Origin of the sequence: Sporichthya sp., from assembly GCF_013815995.1 — a bacterium.
Classification (GTDB): Bacteria; Actinomycetota; Actinomycetes; order Sporichthyales; family Sporichthyaceae; genus Sporichthya.
On the sequence record NZ_JACDFE010000334.1, the window covers coordinates 1 to 3,315 of the forward strand.

The 3,315-nt window shown below is 68.0% G+C and carries 3 protein-coding genes; all 3 read left to right on the forward strand.

Annotation, left to right across the window (positions count from 1 at the left end):
- Positions 1 to 447: hypothetical protein (locus tag H0X00_RS22810; protein WP_293775084.1), on the forward strand; the 447-nt coding region annotated here is incomplete at its 5' end.
- A 129-nt stretch (positions 448 to 576) separates the two neighbouring features.
- Complete coding sequence (locus H0X00_RS22815; protein WP_367186742.1) at positions 577 to 2,898, forward strand: (Fe-S)-binding protein; 2,322 nt, start codon at positions 577 to 579, stop codon at positions 2,896 to 2,898.
- Positions 2,898 to 3,194, forward strand: a complete 297-nt coding sequence (locus tag H0X00_RS22820; protein WP_293775087.1) for a putative quinol monooxygenase — start codon at positions 2,898 to 2,900, stop codon at positions 3,192 to 3,194. The genes H0X00_RS22815 and H0X00_RS22820 overlap by 1 nt, the downstream gene beginning before the upstream one ends.
- The last annotated feature ends 121 nt before the right edge of the window (positions 3,195 to 3,315 follow it).

Sequence of the window (3,315 nt, forward strand, 5' to 3'; positions counted from 1 at the left end):
CGCCAGGACCCGGCCATCTCCTGCGCCGCCGGCGCCCTGCCCGCGGACGCCTCTGCCTTCCGCCGCTCCACCGCCGCAGACGGCCGAGGCGGCGTCGGCGAGCAGCACGTCACCCGGGCCGCCTCCCCCAAAGCCGCCGACGCCCTGATCAAAGCCTGGCTGGGCGGAGTGCGGACCTGCGAGCGGCAGGCCTTCGGGCGCGGCACCCAGGTCCGCGTCCTCGGCACGTACCCCGGAGTGGGTAGCGGGCTCACGGTGGTCGGAGTCTTCTACTCCCTCAACAGTGCGGGCCCGTTCGGCACCAAGCGCGGCGCCCACCTGTTCGCCGTCGGACGCAACGGCCGACTGATGACCACCCTCGAGTTGAACGTGCCCGGGGCCCCCGGCCGGATCCCGGTCGGTCAGTTCACGGCGGTGGCGAAACGGGCCCTGGCGGAGTTGCGCTGACCACGTCTCACCGCAGACGTGCAGGTGAGGCGGGGCTCAGCGCAGGAGCGGCCGCTGACGGGGAGTAACGTCACCTCCGCTCACCTTGGGTTCACCACAGCCGCTACCGTCCCGGGAGCTCCCCAGATGATGACCACCCGCTGGATCGTCGGGTTGGCCATGACCTTCGCGGTCCTGCCGATCGCCGCACGCCGGGGCCTCTGGCTCTACAGGCTGGCGATGACCGGTCAGCCGGACCCGGACCGGCTCAAGAACGTCGAGCGGCCGAAGTTGGGCGCGGCACTCAAACGCCAGGTGGTCGAGGTCTTCCTGCAGAAGAAGCTGCTGAAGTGGTCGATCCCCGGGGCCGCGCACTTCTTCGTGTTCTGGGCCTTCATCATCCTCGGCACGGTCTACGTCGAGGCCTACGGCGTGCTCTTCGACGAGGACTTCGCGATCCCGATCGTCGGGCACTGGGAGATCCTCGGCTTCGCGCAGGACACCATCGCACTGCTGGCCCTGGCCGGCCTGGCGACCTTCGCCGCGATCCGCTGGAAGGACTCACCGGCGCGCAAGGACCGTGCCTCCCGCTTCAAGGGCTCGCACACCGGCGGCGCCTGGCTGATCCTGTTCATGATCGTCAACGTCCTCTGGACGATGTTCTTCTTCCGCGGCGCCTCGTACGCCGCCGGAAACCTGCCGTACGACAACGGCGCGTACGCGTCCAAGGGTGTCGGGCAGGCCTTCGAGGGGATCGACAACGAGCACACCCTGGAGTGGGTCGAGACCGTCGGCCTGTGGGGCCACATCGGGGTGATGCTCGTCTTCCTGATCATCGTCGTCTACTCCAAGCACATGCACATCTTCATCGCGCCGCTGAACATCACCTTCGCGCGCAAGCCCGACGGCTTGGGCCCGCTGCTGCCGATGCAGTCCGGCGGCAAGACCCTGGACTTCGAGGAGGCCGATCCCGACGTCGACATCTTCGGCCGGTCCAAGATCGAGGACTTCACCTGGAAGGGCTTCCTCGACTTCGCCACCTGCACCGAGTGCGGGCGTTGCCAGTCGCAGTGCCCGGCCTGGAACACCGGCAAGCCGCTCTCCCCGAAGATGGTCATCCTCGAGCTCCGCGACCACGCGTTCGCCAAGGCTCCGTGGCTGCTGGCCACCGAGGAGGAGCGGGAGAACCTGCCCCAGTCGGTCAAGGACGAAGCCGCGCGCCCGCTGGTCGGCACCGCGGAGGAGAACGGGGTCATCGACCCCGACGTCCTGTGGTCGTGCACCAACTGCGGCGCGTGCGTGGAGCAGTGCCCGGTCGACATCGAGCACATCGACCACATCGTCGACATGCGCCGCTACCAGACGATGATCGAGTCGAACTTCCCCTCCGAGGCCGGCGGGATGCTCAAGAACCTGGAGAAGGCCGGCAATCCGTGGGGCATGCCCTCCCGGATGCGCACCGAGTGGACCAAGGACCTCGGGTTCGACGTCAAGGTCCTGGGCCAGGACGTCGAGGACCTCTCCGAGGTCGAGTACCTTTTCTGGGTCGGCTGCGCGGGTTCCCTGGACGACAAGGCGCAGAAGACCACCAAGGCCGTCGCCGAGCTGCTGCACATCGCTGGCGTGGAGTTCGCGATCCTCGGCCAGGGCGAGACCTGCACCGGCGACCCGGCCCGCCGAATGGGCAACGAGTTCGTCTTCCAGATGCTCGCGATGCAGAACATCGAGACCCTCAACGAGGCGAAGGCGACGAAGATCGTCGCGACCTGCCCGCACTGCTTCAACACCGTCGGCCGGGAGTACCCCGAGCTCGGTGGCACCTACGAGGTCGTGCACCACACCGAGCTGCTCAACGAGCTGGTCGCGGCCGGCAAGCTCAAGCCGATCAACGCCGTCGAGGGCTCCGCGACCTACCACGACCCGTGCTTCCTGGGCCGGCACAACAAGGTCTACACCCCGCCCCGCGAGCTGATCTCGGCCGTGGCGAAGCTGGAGTACAAGGAGATGGAGCGCTCCAAGGAGCGGTCCTTCTGCTGCGGCGCCGGCGGCGCGCGGATGTGGATGGAAGAAACCATCGGCCAACGGATCAACGACAACCGCACCGAAGAAGCGCTCTCGCTGAGCCCGGACACGATCGTCACCGGCTGCCCGTTCTGCAAGACGATGATCTCCGACTCGGTGGCCGGCAAGCAGGGCGCCGGCGAGGCCGCGGCCCAGGGAGTGCAGGTCATCGACGTTGCGCAGCTACTGGTGCAGGCGACCCGCCCGGTCAAGGTCGGCGTCGCTGCTGACGGCCCGTCAGCAACCAATGGTGTCGCCGCCGTGGCGGAAGAGCCCGCCAACTCCCCCGACGAGCCGGTCGGCTCCGACCCGGGCGCCGGATCGGACGGTGCGGCGACGCCGGACCCGACTGTGGCCGCCGATCCCGGGGCCGATCCCACCGAGAACCCGCGGACCGAGGAGAAGTCCTGATGGCTGTCACGGAGAAGGCCGAACTGCAGGTCGCCGAGGACAAGGCCGACGAGTTCGAGGACGTGCTGACCAAGGCCGCGGATTTGGTGCTCGTTCCCGGTGGGTGCCGGTCGTTGCAGGTCGGTCGGGGCATCGAGCGGCCGAACGTCTTCCTGTTGACGGTGAGCTGGGACAGCGTCGAGCACCACAACACGTGGCGGGAGACGCCCGCGTTCGCCGAGTTCGTCGGGCTGATCAAGGAGTACCTGACCGGTCCGACCGGCATGGAGCACTTCGGCCCGCTCCTCGACCGCTAGTGGTCTGTCTGTGAATTAGCGCGGTATGATTGATCATGCCGATCAAGACAGCACCGGCGTTGCCGGTCAGTAGTGAGCAGCGCGCGGAGTTGGCCCGGATGGCGCGGTCCTCGACGCTGCC